Origin of the sequence: Paracidovorax citrulli (genome assembly GCF_900100305.1) — a bacterium.
Classification (GTDB): domain Bacteria; phylum Pseudomonadota; class Gammaproteobacteria; order Burkholderiales; family Burkholderiaceae_C; genus Paracidovorax; species Paracidovorax citrulli.
Genome location: NZ_FNEY01000032.1, coordinates 23,527 through 46,232, shown reverse-complemented (window position 1 = coordinate 46,232; position 22,706 = coordinate 23,527). Strand labels below are relative to the sequence as shown.

At 73.9% G+C, this 22,706-nt stretch carries 8 protein-coding genes; 4 read left to right on the top strand and 4 right to left on the bottom strand.

The features are described 5' to 3' along the window. Positions 1 to 47: 47 nt before the first annotated feature. Entirely contained in the window at positions 48 to 1,742 is a 1,695-nt protein-coding gene (locus tag BLR99_RS18435) for a cyclic peptide export ABC transporter (RefSeq protein ID WP_011796765.1), read from the bottom strand. A gap of 202 nt (positions 1,743 to 1,944) precedes the next feature. Here BLR99_RS18435 and fhuF point away from each other — a divergent pair, with 202 nt between their 5' ends. From fhuF to BLR99_RS18415, 4 genes are all read left to right on the top strand, one after another. Beyond that, entirely contained in the window at positions 1,945 to 2,775 is an 831-nt protein-coding gene (gene fhuF, locus BLR99_RS18430; RefSeq protein ID WP_011796766.1) for a siderophore-iron reductase FhuF, read from the top strand. 84 nt (positions 2,776 to 2,859) lie between these two features. Further along, the gene (locus tag BLR99_RS18425; protein ID WP_017440039.1) at positions 2,860 to 3,723 is read left to right on the top strand and encodes a formyltransferase family protein; all 864 of its coding nucleotides are present in this window, start codon (positions 2,860 to 2,862) and stop codon (positions 3,721 to 3,723) included. Between the two features lie 20 nt (positions 3,724 to 3,743). Continuing rightward, on the top strand, positions 3,744 to 4,844 hold the full coding sequence (locus BLR99_RS18420; protein ID WP_170838063.1) for a GNAT family N-acetyltransferase: 1,101 nt from the start codon (positions 3,744 to 3,746) through the stop codon (positions 4,842 to 4,844). Positions 4,845 to 4,954: 110 nt separating this feature from the next. Beyond that, on the top strand, positions 4,955 to 7,156 hold the full coding sequence (locus BLR99_RS18415) for a TonB-dependent siderophore receptor (protein ID WP_074687417.1): 2,202 nt from the start codon (positions 4,955 to 4,957) through the stop codon (positions 7,154 to 7,156). Positions 7,157 to 7,190: 34 nt separating this feature from the next. Here the strand turns inward: BLR99_RS18415 and BLR99_RS18410 are convergent, their stop codons facing one another. Genes BLR99_RS18410 through BLR99_RS18400 form a run of 3 tightly spaced genes read right to left on the bottom strand, consistent with a single transcriptional unit; the run spans position 7,191 to position 22,705 of the window. Continuing rightward, positions 7,191 to 11,297, bottom strand: coding sequence for a non-ribosomal peptide synthetase (locus tag BLR99_RS18410; protein WP_074687416.1), 4,107 nt, complete (start codon positions 11,295 to 11,297; stop codon positions 7,191 to 7,193). A 27-nt stretch (positions 11,298 to 11,324) separates the two neighbouring features. After that, a complete protein-coding gene (locus BLR99_RS18405; RefSeq protein ID WP_139160179.1) occupies positions 11,325 to 19,316 on the bottom strand; it encodes a non-ribosomal peptide synthetase in 7,992 nt (2,663 codons plus the stop codon). Beyond that, positions 19,313 to 22,705 (bottom strand): non-ribosomal peptide synthetase, encoded by a 3,393-nt coding sequence (locus BLR99_RS18400; protein WP_074687414.1) that lies wholly within the window; start codon positions 22,703 to 22,705, stop codon positions 19,313 to 19,315. The genes BLR99_RS18405 and BLR99_RS18400 overlap by 4 nt, the downstream gene beginning before the upstream one ends. Position 22,706 lies beyond the last annotated feature (1 nt).

Below are 22,706 nucleotides of genomic sequence, written 5' to 3'. Positions count from 1 at the left end.
AAAAGGGACGGGCCGGCCGGCTCGCGGCCGCACCGGGATTCGGACGGTCAGGCGGCCAGGGTTTCGCGGCCGGCGCGCACGCGGTTGTCGGCGATGCGGCCCGCGCTCATGTGGACGACGCGGTCGGCCAGGTGGAAGTAGCGGTCGTCGTGCGAGATCACGACCAGCAGGTGCCCTTTGGCGCGCAGTTCGGGCAGCAGTTCGGTGTAGAAGAGGTGGCGGAAGGCCGGGTCCTGGTCCGCGGCCCATTCGTCGAACACCATGACCGGGCGGCCCTCGAGGTAGGCATGCACCAGCGCGAGGCGCTTGCGCTGGCCGGTGGACAGATCGACGGTGCTGAAGGCGCCGTCCCGGATGCTCACCTTGTGGGCGATCTCCAGGCGCTCCAGGTAGGGGCGCGCTGCCTCGGGCAGGGCCGCCATGCCCGCCCCGCCCTCCCCGGCACCGGCCAGGTCCTCGAAGAGGTAGAAGTCCGAGAGCACGGTGGTGAAGAGCTGGCGGTAGTCGTCGCGCGACTCGGCGGTGACGGCCACGCCGTCGATCAGCACTTCGCCCTCCTGCGGGGCATACAGGCCCAGCAGCAGCTTGATGAGGGTGGTCTTGCCCGAGCCGTTGTCGCCCACGATGAAGACCATTTCGCCGCGGCGCAGCTCCAGGTCCACGGGGCCGAGCGCGAAGGGCTCGCCGCCGTCGGCGGGCGCCTCGAAGGCGTAGCGCACGCCCTGCAGCGAGATGCCTTCGTGCAGCACGGGGGCGGGCGCGGGGCGGTCCTGGTGCAGGTGGGGCTCCGGCGTGGCGAAGCGTGCCGACAGGTCGGCGATGCGCAGGAAAGCCACCTTGGCGCGGCCCATGTGGGGCAGCGTGGCGGCGATCTGGTCGATGGGGCCCTTGAGGAAGAGCAGCACCAGCGCGAAGCCGCTGAGCACCGCCGGCTCGGTGGGCTGGAAGGCGGCCCAGCCGAGGATCATGGCGATGAGCAGGAAGAACAGCGCGGAGCCGAAGGCGGTGGCGGTGACGTAGGTGTTGATGGCGCGGCCGTTGACCTGGCGGATTTGGGCCACGATGCGCTCCACCTGCCCGTCCAGCATGCGGGCGCGGCGCTCGCGGTGCATGCGCAGTTCCTTCGCGCCTTCGCTGATGGCGCGGTAGGCCTTGTGCAGGTTGTCTTCGTGTTCGCGGGCCTTCCAGAAGCCTTTTTCGGCCCGGGTCTGCGCCACGACCTGCAGGCTGGCGCCGATGGCCAGGGCCAGCACCACGAGGCCGAAGAGCGGCAGGGACAGCCAGGCCATGTACACGAGGCAGCCCAGCATCACGGCCGAGGCGATGAGCGCGGACGACAGCACGAAGGCGGCGTCGCTGATCATGTCCACGTCCTGCGACAGCACGGGCATGAGCCGGTGGGTGCGGTAGCGCTCCAGCGCGTCGATGGGGGCCGACAGGATTTTCCGGGCCAGGCCGACGCGCACCTGCGCCACCAGTTTCTGGCCGACGTAGTTGGTGGACACGTCGGCCGCCAGGCGCCCGAAGAGCGCGGCGGCGCACAGGGCGACGAAGGTCCACAGCAGGCCGCCGGACATGCCGCCGTCGCTGTGCAGCACTTCGTTGACCGTGCGCAGCAGCAGCACGGTGGCGATGCCGGCGGCCAGGCCGCACACGGTGGAGAGTGCGATCCACGGGAGGAAGGGCCGGAGGAGCCGCGCCACCTCGGAAGCCGGGGCACGCGGAGCGGGGGCTGCAGTCATGCGCAAGATCTCTTTCCGCCCGTCGGGGGCTGGGTTGCAAGGCGGGACGCCTGCTCCAAAGACGCTGCGGGCGCGGGGATGTTCATGCGCAGGGGGTTCCACGCCGCCGCGCGGAAGGCGGATGAACAAGCGGCGCGCAGGATCGTCACACTGGAATGCACTGCGCCTTCGCGCCCCTCTCACTTCCCGTCCGCCGCGCGCCATGATCGATGTGCTGCGGCCGCTTTTTCCCGGCGCGCTCGCGCCGCTCGCGCAGCGGCTGCATGCCGGGCCCGCGCCCGGGGGCGCGTGGCCGGGCGCGCGGCTGCTCGAGCCGCCACAGCTGGAGGCCCTGCTGCGCCGGTACGCCGCCGCGGTGTGGGGACTGCAGGGGCCGGCGGCGAAGGACCTGCGCGCGGCCGCGTCGGCCTGGGTGCTGGACACCCTGGGCGTGCTGGTGCCGCCGGTGGCCGCCGCCGCGAGCGTGCTGGGGCATGTGTTTCCCGTGGACCTGGAGGGACTGTGCCTGGACCTGGCCGCGGACGGGCGGGTGCGTGGCATTTACCTGGGCGGCATCGGCACCGCACTGCCGGGCGCCCCCGCCGCGCAGCGCTATGCGCCGCTGGTCTGGCAGCACTGGGCGCCGCTGTTCGCGGCCCTGGAGCAGGTGGCGCGCGTGCCGCAGAAGGTGCTGTGGAGCAATGCGGCGCGGCACCTGGAAGCGGTGCTGGAGCAGGCGGTGCGGCTCGCGCCGCAGCAGCCCGCCATCGCGCAGGACGCCGCCGACCTGCTGCAGGCGCCCCTATGGCCCGACGACGGCGGGCCGCGTGCCAATCCGCTGTGCCGCCCGCGCCGCGTGGTGGCGATGGCCACCGCGCAGGGCACCGAATCCGTGGCGCTGCACCGCGAGTGCTGCCTGTACTACCGCCTGCCGGGCGAAGGCTACTGCGGCCGCTGCCCGCTGGACCCGCGGCACCGCGCACCGCCGGCCGGGCGCAGGCCGGATGCCTGTGCCGATGCACCGGACGCGGCGCAGCCGGCGGGCCCGGGCTGAAGCGGCATGCAGGCACTCCACCGCGGCGCTGCGCGATCCACTCTTTTTTTCCAGAACGTTCCGACCTCCAACCCCTGCCCTTCCATGCCACAGGCCAAGCTCGTTTACATACTGTCCCTGCGCAACGCGGCCGCCGACCAGGCCGGCCAGTTCATCGACTACCGCGGCGGGCGGCGCTACATGCCCTCCCCGCTCGAATACCTGGCGCACGCGCTCGACACCACGCCGCTCGGGGAGGCCTACTCCCTGGAAGGCATCGTGTTCGACGACGACCCGCAATCGCCGCGGGACCGCGCGGCGCTGAACGGCTACGGCTTCGCATGCACGCCGGGCGAGCGCTGGATCTTTCCGCACGAACTCGCCACCCAGGACCGCAAGCTGCGCGACCTGCTGCGGCCCGTGCCGTCGGAGTACCGCCGCCTGCCCCTGGCCGATCCGGGCCGCGCGGCCGGCAAGCAGGCTTTCGAGGCCGCGCTGCAGCGCACGCTGGAATCGCTGGAGGCCGACATCGTGGTGCTCGACGGCCTGCTGGTCATCCTGGATGCGCTGGTGCAGCCCGGCGCGCCGTTCCACCGCCGCATCGTGAACATCCACCCGGGCATCACCCGGCTGGAGTCGCCCTACCGGCGCCGCGGCGCGCACGCCACGCTGGACGCCCTGCACGGAGCCCGCGGCGAGCGCGTGACCGACTGGCAGCGCATGGCCACGGAGCCGGTCACGCCGATCCTGCGGACCGGTGCGTCGCTGCACTACGTCGATGACGGGATCGACTCGGGCGAGGTCATCTACGACGTGCTGGGCACGCCGATCGACCCGGCCGACACGATCCTGCAGCTGCGCTGGAACAACTTCCACCGCAGCCTGTTCCCCGCGCTCCACCAGGGCCTGCAGCTGCTGGCCCCGCACCTGTCGGGCGCGCCTAGGCCCGCTTCGCCATTCCACCTTTGAGGACGAACAGGAGACAGACCGTGAAATTCGCCACGCCCCATACCCCGACTTCTTCCCCTTCCTCCGCTGCTGCGGACACCCAGGCCGCCGCCGGCCGGCCTTTCCTGTCCTCTTTCCTGTCCTATGCAGGCGGGCAGGCGCATGCGGTGCGCATCGACGGCGCCTCCCTGCAGGTGGAGGGCGGGCCGGCGGAGACGGCATCGCACTGGACGCTGTCCGGGCACGGCGGCGACCTCGTGCTCCGGCCCGCTACGGAGGGTGCCCGGCCGGCGCCGGCAGCGCACGGGCTCGCGGCGCTGGACGCCGCCTTTGCCGCGCACCCGGAATGCAGGGACCTGGCCATGCATCCTGCCGACCCCCAGGCCCTGGCCGCGCTGGCGGAGGCGGGCGTGGTGCTACCGGCGGCGGACGGCATCTGGCGCGCCTGCCGGGACACGCTGTGGCAGCAGCCCGGGCTCTGGCGGCCCGGGGTGCCGCCGCCGATGGCGCAGCGCTTCGCGCTGACGGAGGGCCGCTACCACCCTCGCCGCGCGCCGAAGCCGCACGGGCTGCTCTACCAGCGCTATATCCCGTGGCTCGGGCGCACGTTCACCTTCCGCAGCCTGGAGATCGACGAAGACCTGCCGCGCTTCAACCGCTGGATGAACGACCCCGACGTGGCGGTGATCTGGGAAGAAGAAGGCGACCTGCAGAAGCACCGCGCCTACCTGGAGGGGATAGCCCGCGATCCGCACATGCATTCGATGATCGCCAGCCTGGATGGCGAGCCGTTCGCGTATTTCGAGGCGTACTGGACCAAGGAGAGCCGCATCGCGCCCTTCTACGACGCGCACGACTACGACCGCGGCTGGCATGTGCTGGTCGGGGAGCCGGCGTTCCGGGGCAAGGCCTTCGCCACCGCCTGGCTCACCTCGATCTCGCACTACCTGTTCCTGTGCGATGCGCGCACGCAGCGCATCCTGGGCGAGCCGCGCATCGACCACCATCAGCAGATCCGCAACCTCGACAAGTCCGGCTACGCGAAGGTCAAGGAGTTCGACCTGCCGCACAAGCGCGCGCAACTGGTGATGCTGCTGCGCGAGCACTACTTCTACGACGGCCTGTGGATGCCGCGGAGCTGAGCAGTCACGGAAAAACGTAACTGCAGACTGGTTAATAAGAAACATTCTCATTACAATTCGCATGCATTGCACACTTCTGCACCTATTCCATTTCTGAAGGGGGTTTTCCGATGCGCCATGTTTTCGCCGCGAGGCCTGCGCGGCAGCGCCTGCTGCACGCTTCCATCACCGCGGCCTTCGGCACCGCGGCCGTGCTGTCCACCCCGCTGGCGGGGGCGCAGGAGGCCTCCGCCGGCTCCACCACGCTGCCCACGGTCACGGTGACCGGCGGCGCCGGGGAGAGCGCCACGGGCCGGGTGAACGGCTACACGGCACGCCGCAGCGCGACCGCCACCAAGACGGACACCCCCCTGATCGAGACGCCGCAGTCCATCTCGGTGATCCCGGCGGACCTGATGGAGGCGCAGGGCGCGCGCACGGTGAAGGACGCGCTCAGCTACTCGCCGGGCGTGATCCCGACGCGCTTCGGCGCGGACTCGCGCTACGACTGGATCTCGCTGCGCGGCTTCGATGCCTATTCGCCGGGCTTCTACCTGGACGGCATGCCGCTGCGCAACAACGGCAACTGGGGCATCTGGCCCGTGGAGAGCTATGGGGCCGAGCGGATCGAACTGCTGCGCGGGCCGGCGTCGGTGCTGTACGGCATGAGCGGCCCGGGCGGGCTGGTGAACGCCGTGAGCAAGCGCCCGACGGCCGAGCCGCTGCGCGAGGTGCAGGTGCAGATCGGCGACCACGGGCGCCGCCAGATCGCGGCCGACGTGTCCGGCCCGCTGCGCGAGGATGGCAAGCTGCTCTACCGCCTGACCGCGCTCACGCGCGATGCCGAGCTGCCGGCGGGCGACATGAAGGACGACCGCACCTTCATCGCCCCGGCCTTCACCTGGAAGCCCTCCGGCGACACCAGCCTGACCGTGCTGTCGCAGTTCGGCCGCACCCGCGCCGGGGTGTACTCGCGCACGCGGCCGGCCGTGGGTTCGCTGGTGCCGACGGCCATCGGCACCACCATCCCGAGCGACCTGTTCGCCGGGGAGCCGGGCTACAACCGCTTCGACATGGACACCGCGATGATCGGCTACCTGTTCGAGCACCGCATCGATGATGCCTTCACCGTGCGGCAGAACGCGCGCTACGGCCGCCTCGAGGTGGATTACACCGCGGTGCAGGGCCGCAACTTCATCACCGTGAACCCGGCGAACCCGCGCGATCCGGCGAATTTCTCCACGCTGCGGCGCACGGTGTCGGGCAGCAACGAGCGCATCCACGCGCTGAACCTCGACAACCAGCTGGAAGCGCGCCTGCGCTCGGGCGACGTGCAGCACACCGTGCTGGCCGGGCTGGAATACCAGCGCACCCGCATCGACCAGGTCAGCTATAGCGGCGGCTCCGCGAGCCCGCTCGACATCTACAACCCCGTGTATGGCGGCGCGGTGCAGCTGCCCGCGCCGTGGTATGACGGCGTCGCCACGCTCGCGCAGACCGGCTTCTATCTGCAGGACCAGATCAAGTGGCGCGACCGCTGGGTGCTCACGCTGGGCGCGCGCTACGACCGCGCCACCAGCGATGCGGACAGCCGGCTGGACGGCAGCCGGACCAGGGTGTCGGAACACAAGGCGACGAAGCGCGCGGGCCTGACCTACCTGGCCGAGAGCGGCTGGGCGCCGTACGTGAGCTATACCGAATCGTTCGTGCCCACGGCCATGCGCAACCCGGCCACGGGCCAGCCGTTCAAGCCCGAGACCGGCCGCCAGTACGAGGCCGGCGTGCGCTACCAGCCCGAGGGCGGCAAGCAGCGCTACAGCGCCGCCATTTTCGACCTGCGCCGCAAGAACTACCTGACCGCGGACGACAACTTCGTGCCGCGCCAGACCGGCGAGATCCAGGTGCGCGGCCTGGAGCTGGAAGCCTCGGCCGAGCTGATGCCGCGCCTGAACGTGGTGGGCTCCTACACCTACACGCCCACGGCGAAGATCACGGCCAGCAGCACGGGCCGCGAGATCGGCAAGCCGCTCACGGCGGTGTCGCGCAACGCCGCGGCGCTGTGGGTGGACTACCGGTTCGCGAACCGCATCAAGGTGGGCCTGGGCGCGCGCTACACCGGCTCCAACCACGGCGACCTGGACGCCGCGCCGGCGAAGGTGCCGTCCTTCACCGTGTTCGACGCGATGATCGGCTACGACATCGACCGCTGGACCTTCGCGCTGAACGTGCGCAACCTGGGCGACAAGACGTACATCGGCAACTGCGACCAGTACGGCAACTGCTACTACGGCGATCCGCGCCGGGTGGTGGCCACGGCCACGTACCGCTGGTAAGGCCGGCAGGCGCTTTCGGGCGCCTGCTTTTGTTTCATGCGCGCGGGGCGCGGTCGGCCGCGCGCAGCGCCTCGCGCAGGGCCCCGATGAAGGCGGGCTGGCGGATGATGTCCAGGTGGCCCGCGCCTTCCACGACCTGCACGCCGCGCACGTCCGCGATCGCGGACCAGTCGCGCAGCGCCCCGCCCTCTTCCACCGAGCGGCCCGCCTGGAAGAGGTGGACCGGCAGGCCGTCGCAGGCGGGCGTGTGCCGGCAGGCCTGCACGCGCTTGTCGAGCGTGGTCCAGAGCAGGTATTCGTGGCTGTCCTCGCCTTCGCCGTCCAGCGGCAGGGGCTGCGGGGCATCGAGCAGTTGCTGCAGCACGCCGTCGCGTTCGTCGGCATGCATGCGCTCCAGCAGCCCGCGCCAGCGGTCGGCCATGGTGGAGGCGGCCAGCCAGGCGTCCAGCCGGGCCTGCGCCTGCGCGCGCTCGGCCGCGGACAGCGGCCGGCCGGCGCGCAGGGGCTCCGTGCGGTGCACGTCCACCAGCGCGGTGAAGGCGACCTCCACGCGGCCCTGCAGGCGCCGTGCGGTCTCGACGGCCAGGTCGCCGCCGGAGGACCAGCCCAGCAGGGCGCACCGCCCGCCCGCGGCGGTGGCCGCGATGAAGTCCGCGTACTCGGCCGCGAGGGCCTCCACCGCGAACCCGCGCCAGCGCTGCCGCGTGTACACGTGGCTCACGAAGGCGTGCACGGCGCGCTCCCCACGCAGCGCCTCGGCCAGCGGCAGGAACTCGCGCGTGTTCACCACCATGCCGGGCAGGCAGTAGAGCGGCACGCCGCTGCCTTCGTCCTGCAGGCAGACCGCGTCGTGCGCGCCCTCGAAGCGTTCGCGCAGCCGCTGCGCCAGGTGCGCGAGCGTGGGCGACTGCATGACATCGGCCAGGCTCGCCTGCGCGCCGCCCGGCACCTGCCTGCGCAGGCGGGCGACCAGCTTCAGGCACAGGATGGAATCGCCGCCGAGCGCGTGGAAGCTGTCGTCGCGGCCGACGTGATCGACGCGCAGCACCTCGCTCCACACCTTCGCGATCGCTTCTTCCAGGGGGCCGCGCGGGGGCGCTCCGCGGGCGGCCTCTTCGGGCGCGGCGGCGGGCAGCGGCAGGGCACGGCGGTCGAGCTTGCCGTTGGGCGTGAGCGGCAGCGCGGCGATGGGCAGGATGTGGTCCGGCACCATCCAGGCCGGCAGCGCCGCCTGCAACTGCGCCTGCAACTGCGCGAGCAGTTGCGCCGCCAGCGCGCCGGGATCGGCCAGCACATGGGCATCGGCGGGCACCACATAGGCATGCAGCGCCATGGCGCCATCGGTTTCGCGGGCCCGCGCGACCACCACCGCATGGGCCACGCCGGCGCACTCGCGCAGGCGCTGGGCGACCTCCGCGGGCTCCACGCGCCATCCGCGGATCTTGACCTGGTCGTCCGCGCGACCGAGGAATTCCAGCACCCCGTCGCCGCGCAGCCGCACGCGGTCGCCCGTGCGGTAGAGGCGCGCGCCGGCCTCGAAGGGCGAGGCGACGAACCGTTCCGCCGTGGTGCCGGGCCGGCCGGCATAGCCGCGCGCGAGCCCGCGCCCGGCCAGGTACAGCTCGCCGGGCATGCCGGGCTGCACGGGCTCCAGGCGGGCGTCCAGCACGTGGGCCCGGATGCCCGGCAGGGGCCGGCCCAGCGGCAGCGCGGTGAACCCGCGCGGGCCCTCGTCCGGCGGCGCGGCGGCATGGGTGAGCACGCCCACCGTGGTTTCGGTGGGGCCGTAGTGGTTGAGGATGCGCAGGCCCGGGCGCAGCGCGCGCACGGTGCGCAGCAGTTCATCGTCGGCCGTCTCGCCGCCCAGCACCAGGGTATGGCGCGGCAGCGCCGCGGCGGGGTGGCGCGCATTCAGCAGGCCGCGCAGGTGGCTGGGGACGATCTTCAGCACGTCGGCGCCGCAGCGCTCCATGCCGGCCGCGAACGCATCCGGATCGAACGCCTCGGCCGGGGAAGGCAGGTAGAGGCAGCCGCCCGAGCACAGCGCGCCGAAGAGCGCGGTATGCCCCAGGTCCGCGCCCACGGTGGAGACCATCGCGAAGCAGCGGCCCGGGCCCGCATCCAGGCGCTGGAGCACGCCCTGGGCGTAGTTCGCCAGCGCGCCGTGGGGCACGACCACGCCCTTGGGCCGCCCGGTGGAGCCGGAGGTGTAGATCATGTAGGCGCCCTGCGAGGGGTCCAGCGGGCGGATCGAAGGTGGCGGCTCGGTGTCCGCCGTGCCGGACGCACCGAAATCCACGCGCCACCGCGGCACGCCTTCCGGGGGATGCGGGAAATCGCCGATCAGCAGGACGGCGCCGCAATCGCGCAGCAGCTCGTCGCGCCGGGTGCGCGGCAGCGCCGGGTCCAGCGGCACGCAGACGGCCCCCGCCCGCATCGCCGCGAGCCAGGCCAGCACGAATTCGGGGCCGCGCTCCAGGCACACGGCCACGCGGTCTTCCGCGCGGATGCCGTGGGCCTGCAGGCGCTGCGCCCATGCGGCGCTCGCGCGGTCGAGTTCCGCGTAGGCGATCGTGCGGCCGCCCGCGGCGATGGCCGGGGCCGCGGGATCGCGCCGCGCGGCGGCGGCGAAGGCGTCCAGCACGGTGGCGCAGGGCCATGCGGTGTTTTCGCCGCGCAGCTCCGGCACGGGCGGCAGGGCCGCCTGGCCGATGGCCGGGATGCCGCCGTCGGCCGCCTGCCGCGCCAGCAGGCGCAGCCCGTCGGCCAGGCGCAGGATGGTGCCGTGGTCGAACAGGTCGGCCGCGTAGGCGATGCCGAACGAGAGGGTGTCGCCATCGTCCAGCACATCCACGCTCAGGTCGAAATGCACCTCGTCCACCGGGATGCTTCCGGCCGCCGCGGCCGGCTGCCGCGCCCCGCGCGGGGCGGCCTGCTGCTGGGTGGACTTGACCTGGAACAGCGGATGCAGGCCGGGTACGCGCGGCACCGGGAGCGCATCCACCAGCATGTCCAGCGGCACTTCCTGGTGCGCCTTGGCCTCGACGAAGCGGTCGCGCACGTGCTCCAGCCACCGCGCGAAGGTCCAGGCCCGGTCGGCCTGCAGCCGCAGCACCAGCACGTTGGTGAAATGCCCCACCACGCCGGCCAGTTCGGGCCGGTCGCGCGTGGTGGTGGGCACGCCGATGCACAGGTCGTCCTGGCCGCCCAGGCGGTGCAGCAGCAGCCCGAGCAGGGACAGGCACACCAGGTAGGGCGAGGCCGCATGCGCGCGGCCCAGCGCGCGCAGCGAGGCGGACACGGACTCGTCCAGCACCGCATGGACCATGCCGCCCTGCGTGCCGCGCCGGGCGGTGCGCGGCCGGTCCAGCGGCAGCGCGGTCGCCAGCGGCGCGTCGCGCAGGCGTTCGCGCCAGTGGCCGATCTGGCGCTGCAGCTCCCCGGCTTCCATCCAGTGGCGCTGCCAGGCGGCGTAATCCGCATAGCCCAGCGCTGCCGCGCCCGGCGCCGCCGGGGCTGGCGCCGCTTCGCCCGGTGCGGCGAGCAGCGCGCGCAATTCGGACAGCAGCAGCCCGATGGACTGCCCGTCGGCCGCGATGTGGTGCACGCAGAGCACCAGCTCGGGCGCGCCTTCGGGGAAGACGTGCAGGCAGGCGCGGAAGACGGGGCCGCGCTCCAGGTCGAAGGGTTCCATGGCGAAGGCCTGTGCCTGCGCGGCCAGGGCCTGCTGCGCCTGGTCGCGCGGCATGCTCCATTCGCGCACCGACCAGCCGAAGCGCTGCTGCGGGTCCTCCCGCTGCACCGGCTGGTCCTGCGCGTCGCAGCCGAAGCAGGTGTGCAGCGCGGCGTGGCGCGCCACCAGCGTGGCCAGGGCGCGGTGCACCGCGGCGGCATCCGGCGAGCCGGGCAGCGCGATGCGGCCGGCGAGGTTGTAGGCGGGCGAGGCGGGATCGCGCTGCCAGGCGAGCCACAGGGGCCGCTGGGCATAGGCCATGGGGGCTTCGCCGGCGGCGGCCCTGGGCACCACGGGCAGCGCCTCGAAGCCGATGCCGCTGGCACGCAGCCGCTCCAGGAACACCTGGCGCTTGTCAGGGGTGAGGGCCGCGAAGCGGCGCGAGAGCTCGTGCATTTCGGTGGTCATGCGATGGTCGTCTTTCCCGTTCGTGATTCAGAGTTCCAGCTCGCCCAGCAGGGCGTCGATGCGCCGGGCCGGGTCGTCGGCCGCGGCGGCGCCATCCGCCTGCGGTACCGCGCCGTCGGCCGCGAGGCGCGCGGCGAGGTCGGCGAGCACCGGCACCTCGAACACGGTGCGCAGCGCCACGGTGCGCCCCCAGGACCGCTGGATGGCGGCGACGAGCTGCACCGCCAGCAGCGAGTGCCCGCCCCGCTCGAAGAAGTGGTCGTGCCGGCCGATGGCATCGGTCTGCAGCACCTCGCGCCAGAGCGCGGCCAGGGCCGCCTCCACGCCGTCGCGCGGCGGCTCGCCCGGCGTGCCGGCGCCATTCAGGGCCTGGGCGGCCGACGGCAGGGCCCGGCGGTCCACCTTGCCGTTGGGCGTGAGGGGCAGCCCGCCCGACACCAGCACCGCGGCGGGCACCATGTAGTCCGGCAGGGACTCCCCGAGGCGATCGCGCAGCAGGGCGACGTCGATCGCGAGGCCGGGCTGGGCGCTCACGTGGGCGACCAGGCGCGCGCCCCCCGGCCCCTGCTCCGCCACCACGACGGCCTCGCGCACTTCCGGCTGCGCCAGGAGCCGGGTTTCGATCTCGCCCGGCTCGATGCGGAAGCCGCGCACTTTCACCTGGTGGTCCACCCGGCCCAGGTACTCCAGTTCGCCGTCCTCGCCCCGGCGCACGCGGTCGCCGGTGCGGTAGAGGCGTTCCCCGGGAGTGCTCGGCGAGGGATGCGCGACGAAGCGCTGCGCGGTCAGCGCGGGCTGGCGCAGGTAGCCGCGCGCGAGGCCCGCGCCGCTGACGAACAGCTCGCCCGGCACCCCGGGCGGCACGGGCCGCAGGTCCGCGTCGAGCACGAACAGGCCGAGGTCGGGAATCGCCGTGCCGACCGGGCTGCGCTGCGGCTGCAGGTCGGCCCGGGTGATGCGCCGCCAGGTGACGTGCACCGTGGTTTCGGTGATGCCGTACATGTTGACCAGCTCCGGCCGCGCATCGCCGAAATGCGCGATCCAGGGCCGCAGGCGCTGCGGGTCGAGGGCTTCGCCGCCGAAGATGACCACGCGCAGCGACAGCTCCGGCATGCCGGCCGGCGGCGGTTCATAGGTGGCGGGCAGGCCCACCAGTTGCCCGAAGGCCGACGGCGTCTGGTTGAGCACGGTCACGCGCCGCATGCGCAGCAACGCCAGGAAGTCCTGCGGGGAACGGCTCACCCAGTACGGGACGATGACCAGCTGCCCGCCCGTGCAGAGCGCGCCGAAGAGTTCCCACACGGAGAAATCGAACGCGCAGGAGTGGAACAGCGTCCAGACGTCCTCGGGGCCGAAGCGGAACCATCCGTCGGTGCCGCGCAGCAGCCGCACCACCTGGCGATGGCACAGCTGCGCCCCCTTGGGCCGCCCGGTGGAGCCCGAGGTGTAGATCACGTAGGCGAGGTGGTCGGGATGCACCGCCGCATCCGGCGGCGTGTCGGGCCAGGCGCCGGCGTCGCACCGGGGATCCACCACGGCCAGGCCCGCGGGCAGCGGCGAGGCATCCCACAGGCCGTCCTGCGTGACCACGCAGGCCATGCCGCTGTCGCCCGCCATGTAGGCGATCCGCTCCGGGGGATAGTCGGGGTCCAGCGGGACATAGGCCGCCCCGGACTTGAGCACGGCCAGCAGCGACACCACCAGGTCGAGCCCCCGGCCGAGCGCGACGCCGACGCGGGCTTCCGGCCCGGCGCCCGCGGCGCGCAGCCGGTGCGCCAGCCGGTTGGCGCGGCGGTCCAGCTCGCCGTAGGTCAGCGCATCGTCCTCGAAGCGCAGCGCGACGGCATCGGGGCGCAGGCGGGCCTGGCGCTCGAACAGGCGGTGGATCGTGTCGTGGCCGTCCACCACCGCGGAGGCCGGGGCCTGGTGGATGTCCGCCGGGGCCAGCACATCCAGCGAACCCAGCGCCCGGCCGGCATCCTCCGCCAGCGCGCGCAGTCCGCGCACCAGCTGGTCCGCCAGCCTCCCGGCCGCGGCGGCGTCGATCCGCCGGGGGTCGTGCCGCAGCTGCAGCGTCAGCACGGGCTCGAGCAGCGCCAGCAGCGTGACCGGGTAGTGCGTTTCCTCGCGCTGCGCGACCACCTCGGCCTCCAGCCCTGCCGGCAGTGCGTGCAGGGCGCCATCGACGGGATAGTTCTCGAACACCAGCAGCGTATCGAAGAGCCCGGCGGCATCCGTGCCCATCCAGCGCTGGATGTCGTAGAGCGGCGTGTGCTCGTGTTCGCGCATGCGCAGGCCCTGCGCCTGCAGTTCCCGCAGCCAGTCGCCCACCAACGCGCCGGAACGGGGAGTGCAGGCCATGGGCAGCGTGTTGATGAACAGGCCCACCGCGCGCTCGGCGTCCGGCAGCTCCGCCGGGCGGCCGGCCACGGTGGTGCCGAACACCACCGTTTCCTGCCCGGCATGGCGCTGCAGCACCAGGGCCCAGGCCGCCTGCACCAGCGTGTTGAGGGTGATGCGCTCGCGCCGCGCGAAGGCCTGCAGGCGCGCGGTTTCCTGCTCCGTGAAGGAGGTCCTTGCCTCACCGGCTTCCAGCCCCGCGGCGCCCTCGCCCCGCGCAGAAGGCTCCGCAGGCGCAGCGCGCGGCAGGCACCGGGCCAGGAGGGTCGGCTCTTCCACGCCGCCCAGCGCCCCGGTCCACCAGGCCCGGTCCGCCCCGGCGTCGCGGTGCTGGATCCAGCGGATGTAGTCGCCATAGCGGGCGGCCGGCGCCGCGTCGGGCTCGCCGGCATAGTGGCGCAGCACTTCGGCCATGAGCTGCGAGGTGCTCCAGCCGTCCAGCAGCACGTGGTGCATGGTCCAGATGAAGTGGTAGCCATGCTCGCCGGTGCGCACCAGCGCGAAGCGGATGAGCGGCGGCTGCATGCCCGGGAACCCGGCGGCCAGTTCCTCCTGCGCCACCGCGTCCAGGCGGGCAGCCACATCGATTTCACCGCGTGCGTCGATCTCGCGCCACGGCAGCCTGCCGGCCCGGGCCACCCACTGCAGGGGCCGGGCGCCCTCGGCCAGCACGCCGCTGCGCAGCGCCGCGTGGCGCCCGAAGGCCGCCTCCCAGGCGGTGCGCAGCCGGCCTGCGTCGAGGTGGCGGAAGTCGATGCGCAGCTGGTTGCGGTAGGCGGCCGCATCCGGGTCCAGCAGGGTCTGGAAAACGAGGCCCGCCTGCAGGGGCGACAACGGGTACAGGTCTTCCACCTGTGCCCAGTCCAGCCCGAGCGCGTCCAGGCCCGCCTGGTCCAGCCCCGCGAGCGGGAAATCCGAGGGGGTGGCGCCCTGCGGCGCCTGCGCGCAGTGGTCGATCAGCGCGCGCAGCTCGCGCTCGAAATCCGCCATCCAGCCGCGCACCGCGGCGGCATCGTGGCGCGCGCCGCTGAACAACACGTCCATCGACAGCTCGCCCGCGAGCACGCGGCCGTTGACGGTGAACTCGTGCGTGAGCGGGGCGCCGCCGTCCACGGCGGGGCCGGCCGGTTCGGGCGCCAGCGTCCAGCCGCCCGCGCCTTCCTGCGGCCGTCCGTCGAACTGGCCCAGGTAGTTGAACACCACGTGCGCGCGCGGCAGCGCCTGCAGGGCTTCGCGCTGCTCCGGCGTGCCGAAGTGGCGCAGCGCGCCATGGCCCACGCCGTGGCGGGGCACGGCGCGCAGGGTTTCCTTCACGCGCCGCACGGCATCGCCCAGCGCCCCCCGTGCGTCGAGCGCCACGGGATAGAGCGAGGTGAACCAGCCCACGGTGCGCGACAGGTCCACCGCGGGATCGAGGTCTTCGCGGCCATGGCCTTCGATGTCCACCAGCACGCGGTCGTGGCCGCTCCAGCGGCACAGCGCGCGCGCGAGGGCGGTGAGCAGCAGGTCGTTGGCCTGGGTGCGGTAGGCGGCGGGCGCCTGCGCGAGGAAGGCCCCGGTGGCGCGCCGGTCCAGGCGGATGGAGACGGACTGCTGCTGGGCCGCGGTGCGCGGGCCTTCGGGCCGCGCGCAGGGCAGCTCCGCCGGGCAGCCGGCCAGGGCGGCCCAGTGCGCCAGCTCGTCGGCGTGGTCCTGCCCGTAGCGCTGCAGCACGGCGGCCCATTCGCCGAGGCCGCTGGAGGCCGGCGGCAGCGCGGCCGGCGCGCCCGCGAGGCAGCGGGCATAGGCCTGCTGCAGGTCGTCCAGCAGGATGCGCCAGGACACCCCATCGACGATGAGGTGGTGGATGACGAGCAGCAGCCGCGCATCCCCGCCCGGCAGGGCGACGGCGACGGCGCGCAGCAGCGGGCCGCGCTCCAGGTCGAGGCTGCACTGCGCCTGCTCGCACAGCGCGCTGAGCTGCGCGGGGCCGTCCGCCGCGCGCATCCACAGCACGTCGTCCCATCCGGACAGGGCCGTGGCGGTGTCCTCGTAGTGCTGCGTCCACACCTCCCCTGCCGCGCCCTGCTGCCGCGTGAAGCGCAGGCGCAGCGCATCGTGCCGCTGCGCCACCGCGCGCAGCGCGCCGCGCAGGGCCTGCGCCTGCAACGGAGCGGGGCTGCGCAGCAGCACGGCCTGGTTCCAGTGGTGGCGCGCCGGCATCGGCATGGCGAAGAAGTCGCGCTGGAACGGCAGCAGCGGCACCTCGCCGCGCGCCGGGCCGGCGGGCCGTGCCTCGCCGGAAGGCAGGCGCTCGATGGCGGCCGCGAGCTGGGCGATGGTCTGCCGCTCGAACAGCTGGCGCGGCGTGGCACGCCAGCCGGCCAGCCGCAGCCGGGCCACGATCTGCAGGCTGAGGATGGAATCGCCGCCCAGTTCGAAGAAGTTGTCGCCGCGGCCCACCGCGGCGCGGCCCAGCACCTCGCACCAGACGCGGCCGACGGCCTGTTCGGCTTCGCCGCGCGGCGCCCCGCCCGCCTGGGCGGCCGCGGCCTCGGGCGGCTCGGGCAGCGCCTTGCGGTCCACCTTGCCGCCGGGGCCCGTGGGCAGGCGGTCGAGCACGACGATGACCGAAGGGACCATGTAGTCCGGCAGGCTGCGCTCCAGGTGCGCGCGCAGGGCGCCTTCGTCCGGCGCGGCACCGGCCCGTGTCGCCGGCACGGATGACGGCACCGGGGCGACATAGGCGACCAGCCGCGTGCCCTGCGCGGTTTCGCGCGCCACGACCACGGTCTCGCCCACGCCCGGCGCGGCCCGCAGCGCGGCCTCGATCTCGCCCGGCTCGATGCGGAAGCCCCGCACCTTCACCTGGTGGTCCGTGCGGCCCAGGTATTCGAGCTGGCCGTCCTCGCGCCAGCGCACCCGGTCGCCGGTGCGGTACAGGCGCCCGCCGCTGCCGAAGGGATCGGCCACGAAACGCTCCGCCGTCAGGCCCGGCCGTCCGCCGTAGCCGCGCGCCAGGCCCGAGCCGCCCAGGTACAACTCGCCCGGCACGTGGCGCGGCACGGGCTGCAGGTCGGCATCCAGCACGTGGGCGGTGCGGCCCGGCATCGGCTGGCCGATGGGCGCGTAGGCCTGGGGGAAGGATGCGAGCGCATCCACCTTCCAGAGCATGGGCGTGACCACGGCCTCGGTGGGCCCGTAGCCGTTGATGAGCAGGCGCGGCCGCAGGTGGCGGCGCACGGCGTCGAAGCCTTCGCGCGGCATGGCTTCGCCGCCGAAGGAGATCAGCTCCAGCGCGGGCGCATCGCCCCCTGCCCGCCCGGCCCAGTCGGCCAGCTGCCCCAGGTAGGCCGGCGGAAAGCCCGCGTGCGTGATGCCGCGCACGCGCAGGGCCTCCAGGGTTTCTTCGGCGGTCCAGAGGGTGTCGTCGCGCAGCACCACGGCGGCCCCGCAGGCGAGCCCGGTGAACAGCCGCTCGTGCGCGCCGTCGAAGGCGAACGAGAGGAAGTGCAGTTCGCGCGTGCCCGGCCCCATCTCGTAGCAGGCGGCGGTGTCCACGCAGTGGGCCGCGAAGGGGCCGTGCTCCACCAGCACGCCCTTGGGCAGGCCGGTGGAGCCGGAGGTGTAGATCACATAGGCCAGTTGGCGCGGGCCCACCGGCACATCGGGCCCCGCGTCACAGGCGCCGGGTTCGTCGTCGCAGGCGATGCAGGCCACGCCGGGCGGCAGCGGGATGCGCCCGGCCAGGGCGCTTTCGGTGAGCAGCAGCGCCATGCCGCTGTCGCGCGCCATGTGGGCCAGGCGCTCGGCCGGATAGGCCGGGTCCAGCGGCACGAAGGCCGCGCCCGCCTTGAGGACGGCCAGCAGGGCCGCCACCAGTTCGGGCGAGCGCGACAGCGCGACACCGATGCGCCGCTCCGGCCCGGCGCCCAGCGCGGTGATGCGATGCGCGAGGTGGTTGGCACGGCGGTCCAGCGCGCGGTAGCTCCAGGCGGCGTCCCCGGCCTCCACGGCCACCGCATCGGGCTGCCGCCGCGCCATGCGCTCGAACAGGCGGTGCACGGGCCCGGCATGGGGCTGCGCGCGCGGGCAGTCGCCCCACTCGTGCAGCTGGCGCGCCTCGCCACCGGCCAGCAGGGGCACGTCGCCCACGCACGGGTCGCCGGTGCCTTCCAGCGCCTGCAGCACGGCCGCGAGCACGGCCTCGTAGTGGCCCGCCATGCGGCGCACCGTGCCGGCTTCGAACAGTTCGCGGGCGTAGTGGAACTCCAGGCGCAGTCCGCCCTGCCCGTCTTCCACGGCAGCCAGGATGAGCTCGAACTGGGCGGTCTGGCCCGGGATGTCCCAGCGCTCGAGCGCCAGGCCCGGCAGCTCGCCCAGGGCGCGGTGGTCGTGCTGCTGGTAGTTGAACATCACCTGGAACAGCGGCGGCGCGGCCAGGCTGCGGCCGGGCTGCAGCGCCTCGACCAGTTGGTCGAAGGGCAGGTCCTGGTGGGCCTGGGCCTCCAGGGCGGCTTCGCGCACCGCGTCCAGCGCGGCGGACAGCGGCATGCGGCCGTCGATCTGCAGGCGCAGCACCTGGGTGTTCACGAACAGGCCGACCAGCCCCTCGGTCTCCACGCGGCCACGGTTGGCCACCGGCACGCCCACGCGCACGTCCTGCTGGCCGCTCCAGCGGTACAGGGCCGCCTGGAAGGCCGCGAGCAGCGCCATGAACGGGGTGATGCCGCGCGCCTGCGCCGCCGAGCGCAGCGCCCGCACGCGGTCCGCGGGCAGGTCCCAGGCATGCACGGCCGCCCGGTAGCGGCCATCGGCGCGGCGCGGATGCTCCGCGGGCAACTGCAGCACCGGCTGCTCACCGCCCAGGCGGGCGCGCCAGACAGCGAGCTGGCGGTCCTTCTCGCCGGCCTCCATCCACTGGCGCTGCCAGAGGGCGTAGTCGGTGTACTGCAGCGCGGCAACGGACTCCACGGGGGCGCCCTCGCCCGCATGGCGGGCGCGGTAGCGCTCTGCAAACGATTCGACCAGCACGCGCAGCGACCAACCGTCCGACACGATGTGGTGCATGGCGACCACGAGGCGGTGCTCCCCGGCCCCCGTGCGCAGCAGCCAGACCCGCAGCAGCGGCCCTTCGCCCAGGTCGAAAGGCGTCTCGCAGCAGGCGCGGGCGGCGGCCTCGGCGCGGGCGCACCGTTCGGGCTCGGGCAGGTCCGACAGGTCGATGCGGTGCACGCCGAACTCCACGGACTGCAGCACCTGCTGGTGGGGATGCCCGCCGGCATCGGCGCGGAAGACGGTGCGCAGCGCGGCATGCCGCGCGATCACGTCGCGCCAGGCGGCCTCCAGCGCGGGCACGTCGAGGGCGCCCCGCAGCACGAACGCCCCGGTGATGTGGTAGGCCGAGCCCTGCGGCTCCATCTGCCACAGGAACCACTGGCGCATCTGCGCGTACGACAGGGGGGCCTGGCCGGCCTGCGCCTCCCCGTCCCGCGCCTCGCGCGGCAGGATGGGGAACTGGCCCATCGTGAGCCCCTCTTCGCGCATCTTCGCGTAGGCGGCGCGGCGCTGCGCATCGGTCAGCCGCATGAAGCGCCGGGCCATCCGGGCCTGGGGGAGAAGTGCATCCATATCGCTCATCCGGCAATCTCCATATCGTCGAGGAAGGCATCCAGGCGCGACAGCGCGTCCGCCACCGGGCGCTGCGGCCGCGCGGCTTCCACGCACCGCGCCAGGTCCGCCAGCACCGGGTGCAGGAAGACGTCCCGCACCGAGATCTCGGCCTGCAGGCCCGAGCGCACGCGGGCGACGAGCTGCATGGCCATCAGCGAATGGCCGCCCTGGGCGAAGAAGTGGTCGGTGCGGCCGGCGCGCGGCAGCGCCAGCAGTTCGCACCACATGCGCGCCACCGCCTCCTCCACCTCGCCCTGCGGCGCGGTATAGGTGGCAGCGGACGCGGGCTGCAGCGAGGGCAGCGCCTTGCGGTCCACCTTGCCGTTGGCGTTCAGCGGCAGGGCCGGCAGCACCGCGATCTGCGAAGGCACCATGGCCTCGGGCAGCTCTGCGGCGAGCCGCGCGCGCAGCGCCTCGCCGTCCAGGGTGGCGCCCGCGTGCGGGCTGCAGTACGCCACCAGCGCCGTGCCCGCGGGCGTGGACGCGGCCACCGCCACGGCCTCGCGCACGCCGGGCCGGGCCAGCAGGCGCGCCTCGATCTCGCCCAGCTCGATGCGCTGGCCGCGGATCTTCACCTGGTGGTCCAGCCGCCCCAGGTATTCCAGGGAGCCATCCCCGCGCCAGCGCACGAGGTCGCCCGTGCGGTAGAGCCGTGCGCCCGGCTCGAACGGATCGGCCACGAAGCGGTCCGCCGTGAGGCCCGGCCGGGCGGCATAGCCGCGCGCGAGCCCGGCGCCGCCCAGGAACAGCTCGCCCGGAGCGCCCGGCGGCACGGGCTGCATCGCGGCATCGAGCACGTGGGTGCGCAGCCCGGCGATGGGCCGGCCGATCGGCACGGGGCCGCGCTCCTGCGCATGGCAGGTCCAGTGCGTGACGTCGATGGCGGCCTCCGTCGGGCCGTAGAGGTTGTGCAGCGCCACGCCGGGCAGCCGCTCCAGCACCTGGCGGCGCGCCTCGGCCGGCAGCGCCTCGCCGCTGCACACGATGCGCCGCACGCTGGCGCAGGCGTGCGCATCCAGCTGCGCCAGCAGGGCCTGCAGCATGGAGGGCACGAAGTGCAGCGTCGTCACCGCATGCCGCTGGATGAGCGCCTGCAGGTGCGCGGGCTCGCGGTGCGCGCCGGGGGGCGCCACCGCCAGGCGCGCGCCCACGGCGAGCGGCCAGAAGAATTCCCACACCGACACATCGAAACCGAACGGCGTCTTCTGCAGCACCGTGTCGCCCGGGCCCAGGCCGTAGGCACGCTGCATCCACGCGATCCGGTTCGACAGCGCGCCGTGGCGGTTGGCCGCGCCCTTGGGCCGGCCGGTGGAGCCGGAGGTGTAGATCACATAGGCCAGGTGCTCGGGATGCAGTGCCACGGGCGGGCACGCGGCTTCCGCGCCATCGCCCGGCGGTGCGTCCTCCAGGGGCAGCAGGACCACGGGCTGCGCCATCGCCGCCGGCAGGCAGGCGCGGTGGGCGGCATCGGTCAGCACCAGCGCCGGTGCGCAGTCGCCGAGCATGTAGGCGATGCGGTCCGCCGGCAGCTCGGGATCGAGCGGCACGTAGGCGCCGCCGGCCTTCAGCACCGCGAGCAGCGCCTCCACCATGTCCGTGCCGCGGGCGAGCGCCACGCCTACCAGCGTCTCCGGGCCCACGCCGCAGGCGCGCAGCCGGTGCGCGAGGCGGCTGGTGCGCGCGTCGAGCTGCGCATACGTCCACTCGCGGCCTTCGGCCACCAGGGCGGGCACATCGGGCGTGAGCGCCGCCTGGCGCTCGAACATCCGGTGCACGGGCAGGTCCAGGTCCGCGGCCTCCCCGCCCGCCGACCACGCCCGCAGGCGCGCGCGCTCGGCATCGCCGAGCATGGCGACCTCGCCGACGGGCCGGCCGGGATCGTGGGCCAGCGCGTCCAGCATGCGTTCGTAGTGGCCGGCGATCTCCGCCATCTCCTGCGCGCCGAAGCGCGCGGCGTCGTAACGGAATGCGGCCCGCAGCCCGCCGCCCGGGTCTTCCATGGTCTCCAGCGTGAGCCCGAACGGTGCCGCGCGCAGTCCGGGATCGACGCGGCGCACGGCCAGCCCCGGCCAGCCCGCCAGGGGCCGGCCGCCCTCGCCCAGGTGGTTGAACATGCACTGGAACAGCCCGCCGCCTGCGTGGCCGCGCTCGGGCCGCAGCACCTGCGCGACGTGCTCGAACGGCAGGTCCTCGTGCTCGCGGGCTTCCAGCGCGGTCGCATGCACCTGCGCCAGCAGTGCAGACAGCGGCATCTGCGGCGCGGGCCGCGCCTGCATCACCACGGTGTTGATGAAGACGCCGGCCAGGTCGGCCGTCTCCGGGCGGTTGCGCCCCGCCACGGGCACGCCCACGCGCTGCACGGCGTGCCCGGCATGGCGGAACAGCACCGCATGGAAAGCCGCCAGCAGCGCGCAGAACAGCGTCGTGCCGTGCGCGCGGGCGCGCTGGCGCAGCGCCCGCGCCAGCGGGGCGGGCACGGCCAGCAGGTGCTGCGCGGCCCCGGCGTCGCGTGCCTCGGGCGCCTGCGGCGACGGGGCCGCGGTGCCCCGGCCGATCTGCAGCACGGGCGCTTCCTCCGCGAGCTGCCGTGTCCAGTAATCCCGGTGCCGTGCGGCCTCCGGCCCCTGCAGCCATTGCCGCTGCCAGATCGCGAAATCCACGTAGCGCAGCGCCGGGGGCGCATCGGGCGGCGCGCGGCCCTCCAGCGCATCCGCGTAGCCCCGCGCCCATTCGTCGAGGATGCGTTCCACCGTCCAGGCATCGGAGGCGATGTGGTGCATCATGAACAGCAGCCGGTGTTCCCGCGGGCCCAGCCGGGCGAGCGCGCAGCGCAGCAGCGGGCCGCGGCGCAGGTCGAAGGGCTGCGCGCACACCTCGCGCGCCAGTGCCTCCAGCCGGGCATCGCGCCCGGCCGGCGCCAGCCCGGAAAGATCGGTGCAGGGCAGTGGCACCTCCCGCGCGGGCTCCACGCGCTGCCAGGGCATGCCGTCGCCGCCTTCGCCGAAGACGGTGCGCACGCCCTCGTGGCGCCGCACCAGGGCCTGCAGCGCCGCATGCAGGGCCGCGGCGTCCAGCGGGCCTTCGAAATCCAGCCCGCCCCCCACGTGGTAGGCGGTATTGCCGGGGTCCATGCGCCAGAGGAACCACTGGCCCTGCTGGGCCCAGGACAGGGGGGCCTCGGCCCCCTCCGGCACGCCGCTGCGCGGCAGCGCATCCACGGCGGACACAGGCGGCGGCTCCGCCCCGCCGGCAGCGGACGCATCGGCGGGACGGCCGCCCAGCCGCTGCCGCAGCAGCGCCTGCTGTTCGGGAGAAAGGCGCGCGCGGCGCTCGGAAAGAAGAGGACTGTCGCTCATG

What these genes read in the sequence shown, in the direction of transcription:
- BLR99_RS18410 (WP_074687416.1), bottom strand. Translation starts at nt 11,297, where the DNA reads ATGACCACCGAAATGCACGAGCTCTCGCGCCGCTTCGCGGCCCTCACC.
- BLR99_RS18400 (WP_074687414.1), bottom strand. Translation starts at nt 22,705, where the DNA reads ATGAGCGACAGTCCTCTTCTTTCCGAGCGCCGCGCGCGCCTTTCTCCC.
- BLR99_RS18425 (WP_017440039.1), top strand. Translation starts at nt 2,860, where the DNA reads ATGCCACAGGCCAAGCTCGTTTACATACTGTCCCTGCGCAACGCGGCC.
- BLR99_RS18435 (WP_011796765.1), bottom strand. Translation starts at nt 1,742, where the DNA reads ATGACTGCAGCCCCCGCTCCGCGTGCCCCGGCTTCCGAGGTGGCGCGG.
- BLR99_RS18405 (WP_139160179.1), bottom strand. Translation starts at nt 19,316, where the DNA reads ATGAGCGATATGGATGCACTTCTCCCCCAGGCCCGGATGGCCCGGCGC.
- BLR99_RS18415 (WP_074687417.1), top strand. Translation starts at nt 4,955, where the DNA reads ATGCGCCATGTTTTCGCCGCGAGGCCTGCGCGGCAGCGCCTGCTGCAC.
- fhuF (WP_011796766.1), top strand. Translation starts at nt 1,945, where the DNA reads ATGATCGATGTGCTGCGGCCGCTTTTTCCCGGCGCGCTCGCGCCGCTC.